This window comes from Leuconostoc falkenbergense, assembly GCF_014634805.1.
GTDB lineage: Bacteria > Bacillota > Bacilli > Lactobacillales > Lactobacillaceae > Leuconostoc > Leuconostoc falkenbergense.
In genome coordinates this window covers 1-18,037 of record NZ_BMBS01000010.1, presented here as the reverse complement: position 1 = coordinate 18,037, position 18,037 = coordinate 1, and the positions used below count along the sequence as shown (strand labels likewise).

The window sequence follows — 18,037 nt, the reverse complement described above, 5'->3', positions numbered from 1 at the left end:
AACACATGTCACAAGAAAACATTCAAGAAGTTACAGGCTTTATCACAGGCATTACAAAGTCTGCGGAAGTTAATATTTTATCCTTCCAGGAAAAGGGTCAACCAGGCGCCATTGCTTTGACAATTGAAACCAGACGCTACCACGAATTATTCCCAGCAGGCGATCCAATTTTAGGCATTGAGATGGTGGCCGTGTTACAACAAGTTGGCAAGAAATTACAAGTGATCTCAATTTATGATCCCGAAGGTGATTTTATTGCCGCTGATGAAGTGCCAGAACTTGGCCAATTGAATCATCAATTAGATGATGCCAAAAGCACTGATGTCTACACAAGTTTAATTGCTGACCGTCAAAAAGCAGTTGATCACATTGATGCGGGTACAAGCGAATTAGAAGAATTGGCCAGAGAACATGATGCTGCCAATCAAGTTCCTGAAAGCAATACGAATTATGGTGATCCCGTCACCGACCAAGGAGGGAATGAATGATTGAATTAAAACAAAACAATACCACGCCTTACCTTGATTGCTATACAACAGACATTAGTGCCAAAGTGATGTCTGATCCAGAAAAGTATCATGCCTACGAACGTGAAAGTATTACGCGTCGTATCATGGTCTCCTTGATGAAACAGATTCAAAATGCGCCTTTATTAGTTGGGCTACCTGGCGTTGGTAAAACAGCCATTGTGGAAGACCTGGCACGTCAATTGTTAAGTACCTCAGTTTCTTCCCTCAAAGGCAAGCACTTAGTTCAAATTAGTTTGGCCAACTTAATGAAAAGTAGCGATGGTGAGTCATTTGCTCATAAATTCCAAGCCATCATTGATGAATTGATTGCCAATAAAGATACAGTGATTGCCTTTATTGATGAAATTCATCAAATTGTTGGCACTGGTGCTGAAACATCAGGCAGTTCATTGGATGCGGGTAATATTATCAAACCAGCTCTGAGTCGTGATGATCTCCAAATTATTGGAGCAACGACTACGAAAGAATTTCACGAATATGTGGCGCGTGATGGCGCACTGATGCGGCGATTTGATTTGATTGAAGTGCCAGAACTGAGCTTTGAACAAACGAAGCGTGTTTTGTCTAAAGTCGCCTTACAACTAAATAACGGTATTGAAGTGACAGAAACAGTACAAGACAGAATTATGGCACTATCACAACGCTATATCACTGACCGTTACTTTCCTGAAAAGGCAATTATGTTGCTAGATGGTGCGTTAAGTGTCGCACGATTAGCTAATAAATCTAGTTTAGAAGACACAGATGTTGCCACAATCATCCATGATGATTATCATGTGCCTGAATATGTCATTAATCAGACGTCTGATGAACGATTATTAAACCTGTTACCAAGACTAAAAAGCCAGGTGATTGGTCAAGACACAGCCTTAGAAAAAGTTGCGATGAAACTGACTAATCGTGAGGCAGGTCTGGCCGATACCTCAAAGCCTGAGTCATTTCTCTTTATGGGGCCAACTGGTGTTGGTAAGACTGAGACCGCCAAACAACTAGCGCTAAATCTATTTGGTAACGCTCAAAACTTTATTCGCTTTGATATGTCTGAGTTTAAGTTTGCGGGGACTAGCCTAGAAAGATTTAAAGATCAACTCACAACTAGAGTCAGGCACACGCCTTATGCCGTATTGTTGTTGGATGAAATTGAAAAGGCTGATCCAGAAGTCATGGATTTACTTTTGCAGGTCTTAGATGATGGTCGTTTGAGTGATGAATATGGTCGGGTCATTAACTTTAAAGACTTAATCGTTGTCATGACAACCAACTCAGGGGCCACAGCAGTGATGAATCGTGATGCCAAATCAGATGCTGTTAAAGAAGACAAAAAGCGTCAAGCAAATTTTGAAGAACAACTCGAAATTGCCTTGCAAAGTGATGGTTACCGTCCTGAGTTTATCGCAAGAATTGGTGCCATTATTGTCTTTGATGTCTTAAAGATGGCGGACATGGTGCGAATTGTTGAATTGAAGTTGTCACGACTCAATCAAAAAGCACAAGGGAGTGGTTTCAATATTGTTTTTGACACACAAGAAGTGGCACGCTATATCCCATCATTTGACCTGGGATTTGAGTATCTAAATGGTACACAGGAAGTCAGCTCACCAATTGCCAACTACATCGCAGACGTTGGTTATAAACCGTCTCGAGGAGTCAGACCAATTGATGACACGATTGCTACGTATGTGAGTGATCCAGTGTCTGCCGCAATTATCCAAAAGCGACAAGGACTAGGACAGGACTTTGATACTTTCATCTTTAGAGCCATTGGTAATCCACCATCTTTGACAAGTCCTTATGGTGAATGGCAAGTTGTGGTTTCCACAGCTAGGGAGGCAGCAGATAATGAAGCTATTTAAAAAAGATTATCGTGCCGAAAGACAATTCATGCGCGAAAGTTACATTCGTTGGCGTGGTCGTCCCTGGTTCTTGTGGTTGTATGGCATTATAGCAACTATTGGTGTGATATTTATATCGCTTTACGTCACGATTATTGTTGACTTGTTGATTAGAGTTGTTGGCCCATATATTCAAGCCTTCAAGTTCTATCTGCAAAGTGGTGTCGCTCAATGGCCAGAATTCAACGATGTCATGAACATGACCGCCACGGTGCTCAATCCACTCAATATTTTCACCATTCTCTTTAGGCTCACTTTAGTGACAGGTATTGTGTTGATTCTGTGCCTGTTACTACTAATCAAAAAATATGTCTTCCAACGTATTTATGACTGGTATCAATTGTTTAGAGACCAAACGCGTAATACTAACCGTTTTGCGGAAGTTCGTGAGGTGGATAAAGTTTATAAATTGATTCCTGATCGCAATAAGAATTTTAAGGGTCGCCCAGGCCAACCAGTGCTGCACACACAAGGATACACCCTTGAATTCTTTATGATTCATCCGTTCCTGTGGGCGTGGCAATGGGTTAAGCGGCCACTAGGTATGAATTCACTAGAATTTAGCGGGGTGTACAAAAAAATACGTCCCGTTTTACTGGAACGTTTGCCAAAGCTATTTGAAAAGCAACTGAACGTTCAAGGCGGTTTTGATGGCTTTTACTGGGTAGACACCAGTAACACCCATTCCAAGACAACTGGTATGACGCGTTCTTCAAAAGACCAAATGCGTGGGTATACCCTAATTGACATCATTCGTCGTGCCGAAATTAAATGGAACATTATTGATACTGATGCCAAAAACGAAGATGCCAAAATGAGCTACAAGTCCTTACGCACAGCAGGTTATGACGTGAAATTACTCAATATCATGGAGCCAAGTGAGTCTGAGTCCTGGAATCCACTTGAAATAGCGATTGATTATGCCTTTGATGGTGATTGGGACAGTGCCAATACGGAACTACGTAAGGTTGTGCAGGTTATTGGTGGTTCAAGTGGTGAAGAAAGTAGCCACAAGGATATTTGGGATAGTGCCGCTGAAAGTACCATTCAAGCAGTCATGCTCACGGTGCTCGATATTGCTGTACGTCACCAGGACAAATCAATGGTAACCATCTCAAACGTTTTGCAATTCATCAATGATATGAACAAGTTCACGGACAAGGAAGGTGATGGCTTAACTAAGTACATTACTAACATTGGTAAACTCCCGCGAACACCAGCGCGCAATATGATTATTCTAAACGCCGCTGAGTACCTATCTGCCACAGGGGATACAAAATCATCAATTTCTTTCTCAGTTATGAATCGTTTGAATTTGTTTGCCTCAGAGTCAATCACACGTTTGACGACCTTCAACACTATCAATTTGACCGATTTAGGGTTTCCAAGAATGCTGAAGATTAAGTTCTCTGACCGCTATAAAGGGGTTTATGTTAGCATTCATGTTTATGAATCAGGTAAAAAGCATGCAATAGAAAAGGACAAGCTAACCGTGTCCCAATCAGGCACGCTAACTTATCCGATTCATAACCATTTACCCGTCTCTTGGCAAATTGAGTTGTCACTCGATAATGACGGCAATTCAATTGCGATGCGTAAACAGAAGTTTACGTTGACTGGTAAGATTGTACAACGAAAATTGCTCAATGGCAAGATTAAGCGTGACTTGTTCTCTAAGCAGCCTGTCATCCAATGCCTGGTCGATCAGATTAAACCACAAGGCACAACTGAGACACCAGGTGTCACCTTGCGTTACTCAGAAAATCCAATGGCAGTCTTCATCATCACGCCACAATCTAACGATGATTTCTCCGCTTTGGCCAGCTTGTTTATCTCACAAGTCTTCTCAGTCAATACGGACATTGCATCAACGATTACCCGCAGGAAAATGGACAGTTGGATACTTTATAAACTAAATGAGTTTTCTATGTTCCCACGTATTCCAGGATTCACCAACATTCTAACGCGTGGTTTAACCTACGGGCATTTGGTTGATTTGTATATTCAAACCTTAACACAACCACGATTGCATTATTCTGAAATGGAAACCAATGACATCAATGGTAACACGGGTAACTGGTTCCACATTTTAACTAATGATGAGCCAACTAATGAAGCCTTATCCAAGCAATTAGGTGAGGTTGAAGTCCAAACCGAATCAGTCAATTCACAGATTGGCTTAGATCGTCAAGATCGTGGTAACCGTCATGCACAAGTTAGCAAGGTTCGGCTGTTGGATGCCAAAGAAATTAGTGAATTGAGTCCGCGTGAGATGATTACCATCCGTACGATCAAACGTGCGGATAAGAAGGGAAGATCAGTTAGACCTTTACCAATTTTCTCTACGGGTGCTTACCGAATGCCGTTTGCCTACGAATTATTGGGTAAGCAGTATTCACTTGATTACTATACGGCCGATTTGAACATCAAAGCGCAGCATAACGATTTGAAATATGATGACCTCTATCATGACTTTGTGCCTTACTTTGATGAGCTAGATCAACAAGTTCAACTAGAAATTGAGGAAGAAGGCGCAGGTGGCAATCAAATTGATAATCGTCAACTCAATACGTTAGCTGATGATAAAATCAACAACATTTTGGCCAAAGCGCATCAAGGTATCGAAACAGCCACAGTACAAACACAACAAGAACTCTCTGATGAGGAACGTTACTTACAGTGGAAACATGACTTTAACCCTGATGAGCCATTTATGACCGAAGAACAACTGGATAATGTTGAGCTACGTCAAATTGTAGAGAAATCCATCAAAATGAGGATACCGCGCTCAAATAAAACAGAAGAACAAAACAGTGCCGTTGCTTACTTAAATCGTGGCAAATATTTGACACTTTCTGGCAACAACAATAACGGTAAAGTTCTAAGATTACTAAACAACGAACCCGCATACATGTGGGAAATTTATAAGCAGCTCAACGCTGCAATAACTCAAGGAGAAGTCAAATGACAAATCTATTCTCGGGCATCAACACATTAGCGGGTAGTTTACCAACTTTACCTAATAATGGTCCAACAGCCGATTTTTACAACCAATGGTCGCAATACCTATCACCATTGCCACATATATTCTTAACACTAATCATGCTATTCATGCACAGTATTGCGTTGATTTTCTACTACATTGCGAATGCGGTCTTTACCGCCTACCAATCTTCTTTCAAACTGTTAGACTTTATGAACATCTTTTTTCAGCCAAACAGTGATGTCTATCGCGACTGGAATTTAGGAAATATTCTCAAAGACTTCTTGTACCTGGGTTTTGTCATATTTGGCATCATGATGATGGTGCAGTGGATACAATACACCGCTACTTCTGGTCGCAAGGGTAGAGAGTGGCCTAAGGGTATCACCATTACTGTTGGTGTCATTTCTGCTTTACCATTAATAATCGGGTTAATGAGCGGAATTGGTACAGCAGCAGTATCTGATACAAGTGGGAGCAAAGACTATAATATTGTCACACAATTGTGGCAAGGAAATTCCACAGATCTGGGTAAATTAGCCAAAAGTAATTTTGATCTTGACAAGTACAAAGATTTTATGAAAAGACATCCAATTGGCCAAACAACAATTGAAGGTACTAATTATCACTCAGTAATGAGTGATGCAGGTTACACAGACGGTTTAAGTGACGCTCAAAAATCAGTATTCACCAAGAAAATTGGTGGCAATGGCAACATGGTTGATGTTACTGGTGATTCACTTGTCCTGGGTAAGACATTTGCGGATGATTATCCAGTGATGAAAACAAACTGGTTAGGCATTATTGGTGGTGAAATAGTCTTTATTATCGTTGTGGCTGGTGCGATTGTCCGTTTGTTATCGTCTATTTATAAAATGGCTTTTATGGCAGGTTCAATTGTATACTTTGGCCTCAGAGATGGCACACAAGGCAAACGTGTCCAACAAGTTCTGGGAATGATTGAGGGACAAATAACAGGTATTGTCATGATGCCAATTTCTTTATTTTTCTTCTTTGCCTGGGTAGAATTTGCCTTTAACACCATTAATGGTTTAGGTCTAGATATGTGGCCATTCACCATCCTGTCAATTGCCGCTCTGTTAGCTGGCGGTAAAGGGCTCGCAGGTGGCTTTGAAATGATTGAACAATGGACTGGTGTTCGCTCAGGTCATAATCCTGTTGCTTCGATGATGTTAGCCAATCAAGCTGCTCACATGGTAGGCGGCGCCACAAGGGTTGCCAAGAAAAATATTGGCAAGGGTCTCAACGCAATTTTACCAGAACAGAAAAAGAAGAATCGTGAACTAGGTAAGAAGATTGCCAACTCGGGTGGCAATCAAGGCTTAGATAATAGTCAAGCACTGACTGATCATAGCTTAAATGATACTGGTGTCGATGCATCCGCACAAGCCACAGGTAAGGCAGCAAAGGTGGCTGAGGTAGCTGGACGTACAGTCGGAGCAATGAAACATCCTGGTAGTTTATTGAAAAACACTGGTCGTGCGGCTGGTGATAAAGTTAAAGGTGGCGTGAATAAAGCCGTTGGCAATGTCAAAGATTATGCTGGTGGTGTCGCTGACAACTTTGATGGGGGACAACAAGCCGTTGAAGCCTTTAACAAACGTCATTCACCTGTGACACCAAAGTCAAACAGCGGTGATACACCATCTTCTTCTCAACCACGTAATGTGCATGAAGCACTTTCAAAGGCTGCCACAGATTCACCTAATGCTCATCCAAAGGGTATAGCGGACCATTCTCAATCTAATATGAGCCACGCAATGTCAGATGCACACCGTGGCTTACCTACTGGAACTAATTCAAACAAGCCTAGCGCTACTAGTTCAACCAAGCCAATTGTGAGTGGCGGGACAGTTGTTCAACCTAAGGGAGTTGGTGCAACACCAGCAACCATGTCACGTCCAAACACCCCACGTTTGAGCGGTACATTGCCTGGCAAAAAGACAGTGACTCAACCACTGACACCTGTTCAACAAAAAGAAAAGGATCGCGTCTGGGCTGAGAGTGTTATTGCAAAACAAAAAGCGAAAATACAGAATCAACAAAGCGTAGTAGGTAAAGAAGACAAGTGAGACTTTTAATTTGTAGGCTAATACGGTAAAACTAACAGTAGTTGATTTTAGGGAGTATAGTGATGGAGAAAATTAAGCAAAATAAAATTTGGATCACGATTTTGGTAATTGGAATCATTGTTATCGGAATTTTGTTGGCTATGTTGCACCAACAAAAACAAAACAGTCCTGAGGCACAATCATCAAGTTACGTGTCAAGTGCTAAGGCTTCATCCGCCTCAACCTCAGTTCAGGACAAAAACAATGAAAAAGCCTATGCTAAAAAGGCTGCTAAAATGAGTCGTCACGTCATTGTGATGGATGATGGATATTATTTTACTAATTGGAGTGAAAAGGACTTTCAAACTTGGGCAAACAATTATCTGTCAATGTCAGAGGAATCCCGACATAAAGATGGAGTACAGGAAAGCTTTGGAACCTCTTCAATTATTAAAAATAGTCGATCAACTTTATCGTATCCATTAGATTCCTGGGCGCAAGACATAAAAGATAAGGGTACTCCATCTGATTATTTTGCAACTGTAAAGAAATTTAATAAACAATACCCAGGTGTTAATCCTGATAATATAAAGAAATAGCTAATCTAAAAGGCAGTGATTACTTAAAAATCACTGCCTTTTGTTTTGTCCTAAATTATTTTGATTGATTTAAAACTTGCTCAAGCACTAAATCCACAAAGGCGCTTGATGAGCGGAATCCTTGTTTGGTTGCTAATTTCTCAATGCCTTGTTTTATCTCAGGGCGAATGGTGTAAGTCGTTTGTATTTTACGACTACTATGATTTGAAGAAGGTAACTTAAACCCGTCACCTAACGATACCTCTGATTGCGGTTCGTCTCGACTAAAGGCATCTGCCATTTGTTTTTGAGCGCTGGCTTCATCAAACATACGGGGGTCTTTTTTATCGTAATCCATTATTTCACACTTTCTAATAGCTTTTGATAAGCATCATTAATTTGCTGCAAAGTTTTCGGGTTGCGCTTGGCTTGGTCTAAATCAAACACTGGAGTCTTTAGCATCGTTGAACTATTAAAGACTTCACGCTCATTTAAGACGGCGACAAGGTTTTCAATTTGGTCAATAATCTGGCCAAACTCATGACTTGAACGGGTATTGTGCTTCACACGATTAGCAAGGTACAAAACTTTCGCTTCAATCAGTGATTCGCGTGTTCTAATATCTACTGCATCATCACGAAACTCTTTCATCCGTAGGTCAAATTGTTGTTTTGATTGAATAAAACCATACTCTGAGGGTTCTAGTGGCACCACAACATAATCAGAAACGGCAATCATATTCTTCGTTAATGTCCCAAACTCTGGATGGGTGTCAATTAGAATATAGTCATAATCTTTGATTTCCTCAAGGTGGTCTTGAAGCCACATCATCATCAAAAAGTTTTTATTATTCTTTGATTGTAATGTACCTTCTAATTCGTCTAAATGAGGGCTAGCAGGTAACAAACCTAATTGTGGGGTAATTTGTCTAAATTGGGCTAAACCACCTGTAAAGACGTCATATAGCGTATTCTTATTAGTATAGCTTTCATAGGTAGAGGACAAGTTACCTTGATAGTCTGAATCAATTAACAAAACCTTGTAGCCTTGTCGAACCAGAAAACTTGCAAAGTTAAATGTCATCGTTGTTTTACCAACGCCACCTTTAGATGCTGAAAATGTAATTGTTTTACTCATGATGAAGCTCCTTAGTTATTTTATTTGTCAAAACGAAATAACGATGAAACCATCAATCCAGGCATGTAAAACTTGTTTACATATATATTATATCATACGTATAACATGTATATCAATATACTATACTATAAATATAGGTAAAGGTATGTTTGTGTTATAAGATGAATATATACACATCTATCAATATCTTATATAGATTGGATACACAAAAAGATAACAAGCAAATCATTGTCTCCTGTTCGTGCAGGGGCTTTTTCTTTGGCTCAGGAAAAACCATTTACCTTTATGACATTCTTTCGATACCTTGTACACTGACCACAGATTGAACTTCAATCCAGGCAAAAATAACTTGTTAAAGGAGAAATTATATGTATGAACACTTTACCCCTGGACGCAATATTTGGAAGAAAGTGTCACGGTGGATGTTTTTCACGATGGAACGAATCTTCGTATTAGTCATTGTTTTTGGGATTACTTACCTGATGATTAAATCATTCTATCCCTACAATATTGGCAAGTATGGGCTGATTCTAATTGTCAGTAATGCGTTACTAGCTGGCTTTTTAATTTTACCTAGTCCAAGTAACCCAATGGGTCTCATGTATCAAGAAATCCTACGTGGCATCTTAAAGTCCAGCAAGCACGCCACAGGTGATCTAACTGCGATTACTGAAAACAAGAAACGAGAGGAAAAATAATGGGAATAAAAGCTAAACAAGCACAAAAGGGAAAGGGTTTAACAGTTGTCAAACAAGCACTTGATAATCGCAAACCAATTCCAATCTACTTTGCTTTACCTTATAAAGACATTTTGAATAAAAAAGGGCATCCAATTTTATTGGCAGATGATACATACGCTGACATGCTCAATTTACCTGGAAAAGATTTGGATTTCCTGAATGCTGAAGGCGATAAGAGTTCCAACGCCATTATCGCTGACTTTCACCAGTTGCTATCAGTTTACGTGGAGGACTTTGATATTTTCGTTAGTCAACTACCCGCTGACACGCGAATCCAGCAAGCTTCATGGGGACAAGAGTTAGTGAGAGTGGAAAGCCAATTGAATAGTGTTGACCTAGATGATCGTCATTATCAACAATTGTTAATGATGCGCCAAACTATTTTGCAAGAAATTAATATTGAAAAAAATGTGGTCGGTGACATTAAACATCAAGAATATACCGCTGTGATCTATGGCAAGACGTTAGCTGCCTTAGATAAAAATCGCCGTGACTTTATGGCACACGCAGGCATGGCGTTTACACCTGAGCCAGTCTCAATTAATCGTAAAAAGATGGTCATGTACCAAATTAACAATCCTGGGGAAACCTTAGAACTGGAGGAAAAATAAGCATGCGCACAAGTTTAAATACAGCAAAACGTTCCGCATTGAAAGCACGCGGCTATAATTTAGAACTCATTGAGGAAGTTCAAAACCCTAGTGGCATTGAATTTCATACCACTTACTTTGATGATGGTATGGCAAGTAGTGCCATTGTCAATGTCTATGACTATCCCAAGAATGAACAGTTACAAGGCTGGTTCAAAGAGTTAATCAATCACAAGAACACCATTGTAGACATCAAGATTGGGACTGAGAACAAGTTTGAAGTGCAAAAAGCACTTGAGACAGCTACTAACACGTTGCGTAGTAAGGCACGTAGTGAAGTGACCTCACAAGGTGACGCGTTGGAAGCCGAACAAGATGCTGACATTACACTCCAAGACTTGAATGAAGCCCGCAATGGTCGTGAAATTTACAAACGTGTCTACGTTAGATTATTGATATCAGATGTTTCTCCAGAAGAATTACGTCGTCGTGTTAAAGAAATTCAACAACAGCTTTCTAACTACCGCATGAAAGTTTATCCTTCTGAGCAATTAACCCACTTCCAACAGTTTTTTATGCCCGCCATGTCTATTGAAAATCAAACGATTAAGGACAAAGGATTTCCAATGAAAGCCTATGCGTTAGCTGGTTCTTATGCTTTCAACCAAACCTTTATCGCACATCCTCGTGGTTCATACATGGGTTTGACGATGCAGCGTGGTGAGGTTATGTATGATCCCAGCTACAACGACCACCGTACGCAGTTAACCGCTTATAATCTAGTTGTGGGTGGTGAGCGCTCAGGTAAAAGCTCGTTTGCCAAAAAGAACTTGGGGCCATTAGTTTCTCGTGGTGATACAGTTTGGGTATTTGATAAGTCTAATGAATGGCGTGATCTCGTCAATTATTATTATGGTGTCACTTTGACACTTGATGGCAGTCAAAACATTATCAATTTGATGCAAGTGTTTGGGACAGTCTTAGATGCCAATGGTAATGTTGATGTCATTGCTAGCTTCAACCAACACCGCACAAAGGTGATTACTTACTACGCTACGCTTAACCCGCAAGCAAATAAAAAAGAATTAGAAATGTTGGGTATCCTAATTACTGATTTCTATGTTGAACGGCGTATGTGGTCATTGTCACCAAAAGACAACCCGCAAGATTTACGTGTAATCGGGCTACAAAATGAAGACTATCCAATTCTCGAAGATTTTCAAACCTTCCTAGAAACCCGTAACATGCTGACGCGCAACATGACACAGCCTGCAGTAGAACGTTTGGATAACATCTTATCGACAATTAGCAGCTTAATACAAAACCATGGCGACATGGTGAATGGTGTAACGACCATGCCTGATCTGTCTGGTGAGCGTTTGATTCGTTTTGATACGAGTGGTCTTTCAAGACTAGAAGATGATCTCTACAACGCCCAATACTTTACCATTTTGTCTTTGATGGAAAGCTACATCACGATTAATGGAACTAAGCAACGTGAGCGCATTAAACGTGGTGAAGTCTCAACTCAGGCCAACAACAATGGTAATCCACCAAAATATTTCTGGTGGATACAGGATGAAGCGGATGATATTTTCAATGCTAAACATTCATTAGGCATTACCCTCGGTGACAACATGATGGCGCAACACGGTAAAGATTTCTTCGGGATGTTTGCTATCTTCCCAGGACTCAAAAATGTTGTGCCAACAGGTAATGCATCAGACACTGAGGCTAGTCGTGCCGCATCTTCCTTCTTCGGCCGATTCCCAAAGCAAACGATTGGACGTCTATCAAAAACGGATACAACCCGTTTACGTAGTGTGGTGAGTGAAACTAATATCACTGATGGTCAACTACAAGCGCTACAAGGATTAGATCAAGGTGATTTCTTAATGAACTTGGTGGGTAAGCAATCTACGTTCATGCACGTTGATCTTAATGACTCAGAAATTAATTTGTTTGGTGGAGGACTGTAAGATGAAGTTGCCACATCCATTAAAGAAGGCGCGTGATAACCGTGAAAAAATGAAGCAAGAGGCGCAACAAATCGTTGAAAACTATGACAAAGGTCAAAAACCTCAACCAGTGGATAACAAAATTATTTGGTATGTCATTGGTGGTTTTGTTTTTGTTTTTATTCTCAAAGGCCTCAGCCTTTTAATGGGAGGTTAGACCATGTTAGAACGTTGGATGCAAGATAAAAAACGTCGCTTGTATGTCATCATCGGCATCATCACTACAGCAATTCTGTCAATATCAGTTATTGCCTTAATGTGTGTCATGGTCTTTTCAACACAGAATGCCAATTGTTGGAATGATGATACAACCATTGATGATGGTGGCACTTCAATCGGTGGTGATTGGAAAGATCCCAACTCAGCAACGCACAAAGCCATACAACATGCAATTGACCGTTTTCATAAAGAAATTAAAATGTCAGGCGACAATATCGCTGCTGCAATTGCGATTGGTCTTAGAGAAAGTGGCTTTAATTCGAAAGCCGTCAATCCGGCTGGCTCGGTAAAAGGCATTTGGCAGTGGGGTGCTGGAGGTATTAACGGAAATCGCTATGGTGACACAGCTGATACAGTGCAAGCACAAGTTCAACTGGCAATCAATGAATTGCATAGTAGTCATAAAGCAACTCTAATTGGCTTAGCGGCCGCTAACAACATTAACAGTTCAATGGTGGCTTGGGATACAAAGTTTGAAGGGGTCGGAGAAAATGATCCACAACGAAAAGTCGCCGACACCGCAAAAACTGCCGAAGAAGTCAAAAAGGTTTTCAAACTAGATTATGCAGGTGATATTGATGTCTTTGATGGCGGCAACAACGACTCGGGTTCTAGTGATACCTCAGGCGATGCCAGTTCAAGTGCTATGTCTGATGCCTCATGTGACACAGGGTTGGATACCAACACAGATGGCTTACCAGTTAAAGGAAAATACAACATAACAGGTGGCTATCCAAACTATGCAGGCCTAACAGGCGCAGAACATTATGGTGTCGATTTTCAAACCGTCAACCACACTATGACTGGTGGTGAAAGTAATGTGTACGCTGTTCATGATGGCACGGTAGTAGCCAAAAGCTTTGATAGCGTTGGGGGTAATTGGCTAGTGATTAAAGGCACCGACGGGGTGTTTACCTATTACGGTCACGCACCAACTCAGTCAGCCATTGTTGTCAATACAGGTGATAAGGTTTCTGCTGGTCAACACATTAGTCATGAAGGACAAACTGGTGAAGCAACAGGTATTCACGTTCACTTCGCCGTACAAACAAAAGATCAATATAATTGGGCGCCCGAAAGTAAAGGACTAAAATCCCCTGGGCTTTATCTCAAGCTACCTGCAAAGGCAGGCACTAACGTTGTTATTCCTAGTGGGCCATTTGACTCTAGTACAGGCAAAGCAGATAAATAGGAGTATTCAAATATGAATAAATTAAAGAAATGGGGCATTGCAGTGTTCTCTTTAGCCGTCATTGCGATATTGACTGCAATTGGTGGGACTTATTATTACAACACGGAAGTGAATGGTTATCCAGATACCAAGAACTTCGCTGACAAGATTGACCAGTTAGATGCCAGTAGCAAGCAAAAGACAGTCTTAATCTTCCATAAGCCTGGTTGCCCTGACTGTAAGAAAGCGCGTAGCACGATTAAAAAGACAATCAAGACACATCAAAAGACAATTGATTATGTTGTCATCAACGTCAAGAAGTCTGATGCACAAGCATATCTTGCTAAGTATGGTGTGACACAAGTACCCACAGTGATTGCTTTGAAAGGTAATCAAGTGATTGACAGTACCAGTTCAAACAACAACAAAACGATTGCTAAAGTGGTCGCAGGAGATTAACCATGACAAAATTCAATTTAAAATGGGTTTACGCCTTTGTGTTAGCACTTGCTTGCTTGTTTTTAGTCCAGCAGGGACTTACTTATCAACGCACGGTCAAGAGTGTGAATATCTTGCAAAAAGAAATCAAGGCAACAAAATCTAAAGCAAGTCAGTACAGTGTTCAAGCTAAACAGCTTGATAAGGTTCAAACTGCCGATATTCGAGATACCCAAAACATTGAAAAGATTGGCAATACTTTCCTCAAAGAAATGTTTGCCATCTTACCAAAGTTAAATAAATCAGATGCTAAAAGTAGTGTGGCAACGGATGACGTTGTGTCAGCTTTTCTAGGGGCAACGTTTGGCGGTGACGTGGATGAAGGGGTGCCAACTTTTCATTTAGAAAGCAATGATATTGTCTATTCCAAAGCAGCCGATGGCTCAGGTCTAGGATTTGGGACGGTTAAATATAAATTAGGCAAAGAGGAAACCAGCACAACACTATTGATGCACATTGAAAATGGCAAAATTACAGAACTCCAAACGGGTGCTGTAAAAGATACCTCAGGAAGGAAATAATCATGTCAAAAGTTAATAAAAAAATAGCCTTACTGTGGGCTATACCAGCGTTGATGGTGATAGCTGGACTGGGATTTTGGTTAGCTACTCAAGTCGCTGTTAAAACACATCAAAGTGCCTCAAATGAACTCGCGGTAGAACAAAGCAAACTTATCAACAAGAAATCAAAGGTCGGTACGGTACTAGATTCAAAGCAACCTAATGTGTCGGCTGCCTCAAACTTGCTTGATAAACTGTTTACCCTAGATTGGACAATTGCCTCTCAAAAGGAATTTGATGCCAAAGCCAAACAGATGACACCTTATGTAACTCAAGATGTCGTCAAAAATAGTTTAGATTTCAAGGCTGATCCCGATAATCTGATTACACAGACAGGTGTGGTAATGACTTATGATCACATGGATTTCTTACCCACCTCAGCAAGTACCACAGAAGTGAAGGGAAAGGTGATTGTTTTTGTTAAAAGCCATCTCAAGGACTCGGCAGATGCAACCACACGTTTTGTTTATAATGTGACCTACAATCCTAAAACAAATCTTGTGACACAATTAGATCGGATCGGGACTTATCAATTACAAAGTGATAGTAGCGTGCTATAAACTAGATAAAAATTGAAAAGATCAATTAAAAATTAATCTGCGTAGAAAGATACTTATGGCATAGATATAAATTGACAATGATGTATTAAACGTTTAGACTTCTTTTATAATTAGTAAGGCAAAGGAGAAGACATGTTTAAGAATGACTCACTTTCAATTTTCATTCGCCTTTGTTTATCTGTTGTTGGTACAAGTATAATAGCACTGGGTATCGTATTTTTTCGCTTATCGAGTCTGGGAATAGACCCCGCGACAGCCGCTGATATCGGTATATCAAATACTTTTAATTGGTACTTAGGAAACTATCAACTAATCTTTAACGTGATTTTATTTTTGACTATTTGCATTTTTGATCGCAGTCAATTTGGCATTGGTACTTTAATTAATATGTCATTACCAGGATACATTGTTGGCTATCTTACGCCAATATTGAGTAAGATAATTTTTCACACATTTAGTAAGAGTTCTATCCTAGAAATTTTTATTTTGTTTGTTTTTGGTATGGTTCTTTTTTCATTAGGCATTAGTCTATATACAAGCGTCAATTTAGGGGTTTCTCCTTACGATGCTGTCGCCCTGTCATTTGAAAAAAAGGGTTGGATTAGTTATCGATTAACCAGGTCTATGCAAGACTTGCTTTTCTTTACATTAGCACTTGTATTTGGTGGACCATTGGGAATTGGAACATTTATTATAGCATTCACGACAGGATACTTCGTACAAAGTTGGCGTTTCTTTTTTAAAAATATTTTGATCAAATATGGCTAGTTTCAATCCAAAAACATAATTCATCGTGAAATGATATGAAAAAAACCTTAACCAGAAATTTCGATTGGTTAAGGTTTTTAAATTGTTTTTCCAACATAGAAACGTTTGTTAATTTCATAAAAATCAAATGTTGCTAGAGTATTGTTTTCGAGATGATGAATTGCTCCTTGAGCCGGCATCAGATTAATGGGATACTCAAACGTATCACCAACAGTTAATACAACCACAGGTTTATGAGTGGCGTAAGCATATCCCATTTCCCAAATTGTACCAGTATCTTGATCTTTTGCGTCAAGTAAAGCAACAACAATGTCGGCATTATCGATTGCATTAACATCGTCATCAAAAGTGGCAGTAGCCCATTCCTGATCAGGATTGAATTCACCATCTACAATCGGATTTGAGCCTTGGTATTGGTGAAGTAGGGGCACATGAACATGAGCTACGGTCGTATTTTTGAGTAAGGAACTGAAAGATTCTTTCAGAATTTTTTCTTGAAGTGGGTTAAACCAACCTCCGGCTAAATAGATTGTTTTACCTTCATGGTGCTCAGCCGTTTCGGCTATAGCATGTAATTCATTAATCAGTGTCATAAGATGGTTTTCCTTTTCTTTTTTGACTCAAATAAATGATAGCATATATTAAAACAATTCTGATAGTGTTTATCCGATAACTAGCCTTATTTTGCAATGAGTGAATGTGAATCAATAAACAACAAACTTTTGTTGTAATATTTTATGACATCAAACAGAGACTTTTGCTCTTCATAATAGCATCTGAAACTGCTCAGAAGCCATTAAATTGTACTATTCTTATTCAATTAATGAGACAACATTTGACTGAGATGCAATTGAGATTATAAATAAAGTGTCACACTATTATAGTAGTTTTGTTATTTTTATATGATACATTATGAATAGGATGTTGTATTAGTTTGCTTTCAACTTAAATTTGGACAAATATTGATATAAAAGGAACATTAATATGTTTAAAAAATTATTTCATTCAAAACCCATCATGGTGTGGACAGTCGTCATTTCTATATGCATCTTGGTCAGCGCTTTTTTGGCACATATAGCAGCCGACTCTCAGAAAAAATATGCTTATGTTTTACGTCACGCTGTTAGTAAATCAATTAGAAAAGCTGAAATATCGCAGTTTAGACCAAGTAGCGAGATGAACAACCAAAGTACTATCCAAAGCAATACTCCTATTAGTAAGGCATCAGAGACTAGTTCTTCAATACCATCTGTCAACTCGTCAAAAGGATCACCAGAAAAACCACAGAATAAGAGTTCAGACCATTCAAATGATTCAATCACCTCAAGTGCAATATCAAATATCAATGATTCAATCAGCGATAGTGTTAGCACGAATTCATCACCTACATCATCTAAATCGTCTACATCATCTATGAAAACCGGTCCTGTCGATAGCTCGAACAATAATCAAAATTCTTCTTCGTCTTCTTCTGCTTCCAATAATGGTAGTGATAGTGAATACAGATCAGACATTACATCCACTCAATTGTTAAATAATTCCGCCGATTACTTCGGGCAAAAAATCCAATTGTCCGGAGATGTGATATCAATAAATAGTGATAATAAGGTTATCATGTCTGTTCCAGGAGATCCTAACAAACAAATGGTAGATTGCAAGAATTAACCGAACACTGCAAACTGCTGAAAAACCTTTCGTGGTGATTGCCAGTTGAGTGTTTT

General features: G+C 39.6%; 18 protein-coding genes. 14 read left to right on the top strand and 4 right to left on the bottom strand.

All coding sequences use genetic code 11. From position 1 onward, the window contains the following. The first annotated feature begins 5 nt into the window (after positions 1-5). The 5 genes from IEU71_RS03280 to IEU71_RS03260 all read left to right on the top strand — a co-directional run bounded on the left by IEU71_RS03280 (position 6) and on the right by IEU71_RS03260 (position 8,076). A complete protein-coding gene (locus IEU71_RS03280) occupies positions 6-488 on the top strand; it encodes a hypothetical protein (protein WP_004915929.1) in 483 nt (160 codons plus the stop codon). Continuing rightward, positions 485-2,383, top strand: coding sequence for an AAA family ATPase (locus IEU71_RS03275; RefSeq protein WP_004915930.1), 1,899 nt, complete (start codon positions 485-487; stop codon positions 2,381-2,383). Before IEU71_RS03280 ends, IEU71_RS03275 begins: the two co-directional genes overlap by 4 nt. Next, positions 2,370-5,390, top strand: coding sequence for a type IV secretory system conjugative DNA transfer family protein (locus IEU71_RS03270; protein ID WP_004915931.1), 3,021 nt, complete (start codon positions 2,370-2,372; stop codon positions 5,388-5,390). The genes IEU71_RS03275 and IEU71_RS03270 overlap by 14 nt, the downstream gene beginning before the upstream one ends. After that, positions 5,387-7,498 carry a pLS20_p028 family conjugation system transmembrane protein gene (locus IEU71_RS03265; protein WP_004915932.1) on the top strand — a complete coding sequence of 704 codons (2,112 nt, stop codon included), beginning with the start codon at positions 5,387-5,389 and terminating at the stop codon, positions 7,496-7,498. Before IEU71_RS03270 ends, IEU71_RS03265 begins: the two co-directional genes overlap by 4 nt. Before the next feature lie 62 nt (positions 7,499-7,560). Further along, positions 7,561-8,076 (top strand): hypothetical protein, encoded by a 516-nt coding sequence (locus tag IEU71_RS03260; RefSeq protein WP_004915933.1) that lies wholly within the window; start codon positions 7,561-7,563, stop codon positions 8,074-8,076. Between the two features lie 55 nt (positions 8,077-8,131). On the opposite strand, the gene IEU71_RS03255 is transcribed toward IEU71_RS03260, so the two are convergent. Next, on the bottom strand, positions 8,132-8,413 hold the full coding sequence (locus IEU71_RS03255; protein WP_004915935.1) for a hypothetical protein: 282 nt from the start codon (positions 8,411-8,413) through the stop codon (positions 8,132-8,134). Next, on the bottom strand, positions 8,413-9,192 hold the full coding sequence (locus tag IEU71_RS03250; RefSeq protein ID WP_004915937.1) for a ParA family protein: 780 nt from the start codon (positions 9,190-9,192) through the stop codon (positions 8,413-8,415). The genes IEU71_RS03255 and IEU71_RS03250 overlap by 1 nt, the downstream gene beginning before the upstream one ends. Before the next feature lie 368 nt (positions 9,193-9,560). Between IEU71_RS03250 and IEU71_RS03245 the strand changes: the two genes are divergently transcribed. The 9 genes from IEU71_RS03245 to IEU71_RS03205 all read left to right on the top strand — a co-directional run bounded on the left by IEU71_RS03245 (position 9,561) and on the right by IEU71_RS03205 (position 16,316). After that, entirely contained in the window at positions 9,561-9,890 is a 330-nt protein-coding gene (locus IEU71_RS03245) for a hypothetical protein (RefSeq protein ID WP_004915939.1), read from the top strand. Then, a complete protein-coding gene (locus IEU71_RS03240) occupies positions 9,890-10,543 on the top strand; it encodes a TraC-like domain-containing protein (protein WP_004915941.1) in 654 nt (217 codons plus the stop codon). The genes IEU71_RS03245 and IEU71_RS03240 overlap by 1 nt, the downstream gene beginning before the upstream one ends. A gap of 2 nt (positions 10,544-10,545) precedes the next feature. Further along, positions 10,546-12,501, top strand: coding sequence for a putative type IV secretion/conjugal transfer ATPase (locus IEU71_RS03235; RefSeq protein WP_004915942.1), 1,956 nt, complete (start codon positions 10,546-10,548; stop codon positions 12,499-12,501). A 1-nt stretch (position 12,502) separates the two neighbouring features. Continuing rightward, positions 12,503-12,697: a hypothetical protein gene (locus tag IEU71_RS03230; protein WP_004915944.1), complete on the top strand. Its 195-nt coding sequence runs from the start codon at positions 12,503-12,505 to the stop codon at positions 12,695-12,697. A gap of 3 nt (positions 12,698-12,700) precedes the next feature. Beyond that, positions 12,701-13,951 carry a phage tail tip lysozyme gene (locus IEU71_RS03225; RefSeq protein WP_004915946.1) on the top strand — a complete coding sequence of 417 codons (1,251 nt, stop codon included), beginning with the start codon at positions 12,701-12,703 and terminating at the stop codon, positions 13,949-13,951. Between the two features lie 12 nt (positions 13,952-13,963). Beyond that, positions 13,964-14,389, top strand: coding sequence for a thioredoxin family protein (locus tag IEU71_RS03220; protein WP_004915948.1), 426 nt, complete (start codon positions 13,964-13,966; stop codon positions 14,387-14,389). A 2-nt stretch (positions 14,390-14,391) separates the two neighbouring features. After that, complete coding sequence (locus IEU71_RS03215) at positions 14,392-14,949, top strand: hypothetical protein (protein ID WP_004915950.1); 558 nt, start codon at positions 14,392-14,394, stop codon at positions 14,947-14,949. Between the two features lie 2 nt (positions 14,950-14,951). After that, a complete protein-coding gene (locus tag IEU71_RS03210; protein WP_004915951.1) occupies positions 14,952-15,548 on the top strand; it encodes a hypothetical protein in 597 nt (198 codons plus the stop codon). A gap of 132 nt (positions 15,549-15,680) precedes the next feature. Next, entirely contained in the window at positions 15,681-16,316 is a 636-nt protein-coding gene (locus IEU71_RS03205; protein WP_004915953.1) for a YczE/YyaS/YitT family protein, read from the top strand. A gap of 77 nt (positions 16,317-16,393) precedes the next feature. On the opposite strand, the gene IEU71_RS03200 is transcribed toward IEU71_RS03205, so the two are convergent. Next, a complete protein-coding gene (locus IEU71_RS03200; protein WP_004915955.1) occupies positions 16,394-16,909 on the bottom strand; it encodes a nucleoside 2-deoxyribosyltransferase in 516 nt (171 codons plus the stop codon). 522 nt (positions 16,910-17,431) lie between these two features. Further along, positions 17,432-17,761: a hypothetical protein gene (locus IEU71_RS03195; protein ID WP_036067273.1), complete on the bottom strand. Its 330-nt coding sequence runs from the start codon at positions 17,759-17,761 to the stop codon at positions 17,432-17,434. Positions 17,762-18,037 lie beyond the last annotated feature (276 nt).